Origin of the sequence: Streptomyces sp. UH6, assembly GCF_013421635.1 — a bacterium.
GTDB classification, from domain to species: Bacteria; Actinomycetota; Actinomycetes; order Streptomycetales; family Streptomycetaceae; genus Streptomyces; species Streptomyces abyssomicinicus.
Map to the genome: position 1 here is coordinate 1 of NZ_JACADT010000514.1, position 4,035 is coordinate 4,035.

Annotated in this window: 4 protein-coding genes; all 4 read right to left on the reverse strand. The window is 73.6% G+C overall.

All coding sequences use genetic code 11. The features are described 5' to 3' along the window. Positions 1-257: 257 nt before the first annotated feature. Positions 258-1,640 (reverse strand): nucleotide pyrophosphatase/phosphodiesterase family protein, encoded by a 1,383-nt coding sequence (locus HW445_RS21070; protein ID WP_180222543.1) that lies wholly within the window; start codon positions 1,638-1,640, stop codon positions 258-260. Next, positions 1,637-2,809, reverse strand: a complete 1,173-nt coding sequence (gene eboE, locus HW445_RS21075) for a metabolite traffic protein EboE (RefSeq protein WP_180222544.1) — start codon at positions 2,807-2,809, stop codon at positions 1,637-1,639. The genes HW445_RS21070 and eboE overlap by 4 nt, the downstream gene beginning before the upstream one ends. A 2-nt stretch (positions 2,810-2,811) precedes the next feature. After that, positions 2,812-3,660: a TatD family hydrolase gene (locus HW445_RS21080; protein ID WP_180222545.1), complete on the reverse strand. Its 849-nt coding sequence runs from the start codon at positions 3,658-3,660 to the stop codon at positions 2,812-2,814. After that, positions 3,660-4,035 (reverse strand): EboA domain-containing protein (locus HW445_RS21085; RefSeq protein ID WP_180222546.1); only part of this gene is annotated, 376 nt, incomplete at its 5' end. The genes HW445_RS21080 and HW445_RS21085, both read right to left, overlap by 1 nt.

The window sequence follows — 4,035 nt, forward strand, 5'->3', positions numbered from 1 at the left end:
CGGTGCAGGTGGACAGGAATCCGCGGCGGCCTACGCGCAGGGCGCGGCGCAGGCCCTCGTCGGGGCTGTCGGTGGTGTGTGCGGGGTGGTGGTCCACGGGTGCCTCTTCTCTCGGGAGTCCTCGGCGATCTCGAATGGCTGCGGTGGTCCGCAGGGGCTGGGGCGATCCCTCCTGTCGGAGCGGCGGGCATCGGGCGTCGGACGACGGACATCGGGCGGCGGACGGTGGACGGTGGACGGTGTGGGGAGCGGACCGGTCAGGCGAGGCCCGCCAGGCCGAGCAGGAGGTTCTTCACCTCGGTGGCCTCGACGCGGTCGCCGAGGTCGTGGGGGGCGGAGCACAGGAGGAGCGGACCGTCCTCGTCGCGCCCGGGCAGCCGGCCGTGGCTGCCGCGGACGGGCGACGGGTCGAGCGGGACGACTGCCATGCGGTAGCGCATGCCGAGCTTCTTGCGGGCCAGGGCTCCGGCCGCCCTCACCTTCACGTACGGGTCGAGGGGGTCCATGAAGAGTTCGGCGGGGTCGTAGCCGGGCTTGCGGTGGATCTCGACGAGCTGGGCGAAGTCCGGGGCGCGGGCGTCGTCCAGCCAGTAGTAGTAGGTGAACCAGCTGTCCGGCTCGGCGACCAGGACCAGTTCCCCGGCGCGCGGATGGTCGAGCCCGTGGGCCTTCTTGCCCTCGTCGTCCAGGATCTCGGCGACGCCCGGCACCTCCGCCAGGAGGGTGCGGACCTTCTCCAGGTCCTCGCCGCGGCGCACGTAGACGTGTGCGGTCTGGTGGTCGGCGACGGCGAAGGCGCGGGAGGCCATCGGGTCGAGGTACTCCATGCCGTCTTGGGTGTGCACCTCCAGCAGCCCGGCGCGGCGCAGCACCCGGTTGACGTCGACGGGCCGGGAGACCGGCGTGATGCCGTACTCGGAGAGCACGACCACGGTGCGGCCCTCCGCGCGGGCGTCGTCCAGCAGCGGCGCCACGGCGGCGTCGAGGTCGGCGGCGGCCCGCAGGGAACGCGGGTCGTCGGGGCCGTACCGCTGGAGGTCGTAGTCGAGGTGGGGAAGGTAGGCCAGGGCGAGGTCGGGCCGGCGGGTGCGCAGGACGTGGCGGGTGGCGTCGATGATCCACCGGCTGGACACCAGGTCGGCGCCGGGGCCCCAGAAGTGGAAGAGGGGGAAGGTGCCCAGTTCCGCGGTGAGTTCGTCGTGCAGGGCGGGAGGCCGGGTGTAGCAGTCGGGCTCCTTGCGGCCGTCGGCGTAGTAGACGGGGCGGGGGGTGACGGTGATGTCGGTGTCGGCGCCCATCGCGTACCACCAGCAGATGTTGGCGACGGTGTAGTCCGGTGCGACGCGGCGGGCGGCGTCCCAGAGCTTGTCCCCGGCGACCAGCCCGTTGTGCTGGCGCCACAGCAGGACGTCGCCGAGTTCGCGGAAGTACCAGCCGTTGCCGACGATGCCGTGTTCGCGGGGCAGCGCGCCGGTGAGGAAGGTGGACTGGGCGGCGCAGGTGACGGCGGGCAGGACGGTGCCGAGCGGGGCGCTGGAACCCGTGTCGGCCAGGGACCTGAGGTGCGGCATATGGTCCAGCAGTCGGGGGGTGAGTCCGACGACGTCGAGGACCAGCAGGGGGGTCACCGGGCGTTTCACGGCAGCTCCTTGAGGCCGAGGTCGGTCAGCAGGTCCCCGGCGAGGGTCAGTTCGGCGGCGATGCCGTCGGCGAGGCGGCCCCGGTCGCGGGGGCGCAGCTCGGGCGGGAGGGTCTGCCAGGTGTAGGTCTCGACCTCGAGGTGGTGGGTGCGCGGGCGGGGGCCGCCGGCCAGTTTCGCCAGCGCGGCCTTGAGCACCGGCAGGGTGGAGGTGAGCGGCGGCACCGGGTCGGCGTGCAGCGGGACGTGGAAGTGGGAGCGCCAGGGCACGGTGCGCGGCAGGGTGTCGGTGGTGAGGGCCTCGGGCAGGTCGTCGACGGCGCGCAGGGCGCCGTCGGGGGTGCGGGCGCGGGTCTGGTGGAGGAAGCGGGGTTCGGCGAACGCGGCCAGCGCGTCGCGTTCGGCGGGGCGCCGGGGGTCGTGGGCGTGGAGGGCGGCGGAGAGCTGTGCCTTGACCACGGGCACGCCGGCCGCTTCCAGGGCGTCCAGTGCGGTGTCGGGGTCCTCGAAGGACGTGGCCAGGTGGCAGGTGTCCACGCAGACGCCGATGCGGGGGTGGGCGGTGTCGGTGACCGGGGCGATGGCGTCGGCGGTCGTCTCGATCACGCAGCCGGGTTCCGGTTCCAGGCCGATCCGGACCGACCGGCCGGTCAACTCGTGCAGGGCGTCGAGCCGTTCGCCGAGGGTGCGCAGGGCGGCCAGGGCGGCCGCGGCGCGTTCGCCGTCGTGGGCGGTGCGCCAGGCGAGCGGGAGGGTCGAGATGGTTCCCTCGGCGGCGTCGTCGGGGAGGAGCTGGGCGAGGATCCGGGCCAGCGAGGTGGTGTGCTCCAGGCGCTCGGGGTCCGCCCAGTCGGGCTTGTAGACGCGGTACTTGACCTCCTCGGCGCCGAAGCCCTGGTACGGGAAGCCGTTGAGGGTGACCACCTCCAGGCCGCGGTGGTCGAGTTCGCCGCGCAGCCGGCGCAGGGCGGCGGGGTCGGCGGCCAGGACGCGGGCGGCGTCGTGGGCGAGCCAGAGCCCGATGCCGAGCCGGTCGCGCCCCAGCCGCCTGCGGACGGGCTCGCAGTGGTCGCGGAGTTGGGCGATGACGCCGTCGAGGGTTTCGGCGGGGTGGACGTTGGTGCAGTAGGCGAGGTGGACGACAGAGCCGTCCGGATGCCGGAAGCGCATGGTCACTCGCCTCCGCGGAGGATCGAGTTGCCCTCGTGGGAGGCCGCGGCCTCGGCGGGCGTCAGGTCGAGGCGGCCGCTCAGCCCGTAGAAGGCGACGGGGTTGCGCCACAGCACCAGGTCGACGTCGTCCTCGTCGAAGCCGGACGCGAGCATAGCGTCGGCCACCTTGCGGGTCTTCAGCGGGTCGCTCCTGCCCCAGTCGGCGGCGGAGTTGACCAGGACGCGCTCGGGTCCGTGGGCGCGCAGCACGGCGACCATGCGGTCCTCGTCCATCTTGGTGTCGGGGTAGACGGAGAAGCCGAGCCAGGCGCCGCTGTCCTTGGCCTCCTTGACGGTGTTCTCGTTGAGGTGGTCGATCAGGACGCGGTCGACGGGCAGCGCGGACTCGCGGACCACGTCGAGGGTGCGCCGCAGCCCGGTGAGCTTGTCGCGGTGCGGGGTGTGGACGAGGGCGGGCAGGCCGTGGTCGGCGGCGAGTTCGAGCTGGGCGGCCAGTGCGTGGTCCTCGGCGGGGGTCATGGAGTCGTAGCCGATCTCCCCGACGGCGACCACACCGTCCTTCACCAGGTAGCGGGGCAGTTCCTCCAGGACGGGCAGGCAGCGCGGGTCGTTGGCCTCCTTGGGGTTGAGGGCGATGGTGCAGTGGTGGGCGATGCCGTACTGGGCGGCGCGGAAGGGTTCCCAGCCGAGCAGGGAGTCGAAGTAGTCGTGGAAGGTGGCCGGGGAGGTGCGGGGCTGGCCGAGCCAGAAGGCGGGCTCGACGACGGCGAGGACGCCGGCGGCGCGCATCGCCTCGTAGTCGTCGGTGGTGCGCGAGGTCATGTGGATGTGGGGGTCGAAGATGCGCATCAGGACTCCTCCGTCGGGTCCGGCTGGGATTCGGTGAGGGCCAGGACGCGGTACAGGTCCGGTGGCACGGTGCGGCCCGCGGCGCCCCGTTCGGCGGCGAAGTCACCGAGCATGCGCGCGAGTTCCCCGTCCCCCCGGGCGCGTTCGGCGAGCCGGGCGACGGCGTCGACGGGGACGCCGGTGAACAGGCATTTGAGGACCGCGTGCCGCCATGCGTGGGCGGGCAGGTGGCGGGCGCCGTAGGGGCCGAGGGCGGCGGCGACCAGCCGGGTGTCGTTGGTGCGCAGGGCGTCCTCGACCAGGTCGAGCGCCTGGTCGCCGTCGATCAGGTGCGGCAGGGCGCGGAGGACGGCGCGGCGTTCGGCCGCGGTGCCC

Coding starts and splice junctions, on each gene's coding strand:
- HW445_RS21080 (WP_180222545.1), bottom strand. CDS start 3,660: ATGCGCATCTTCGACCCCCACATCCACATGACCTCGCGCACCACCGAC.
- eboE (WP_180222544.1), bottom strand. CDS start 2,809: ATGCGCTTCCGGCATCCGGACGGCTCTGTCGTCCACCTCGCCTACTGC.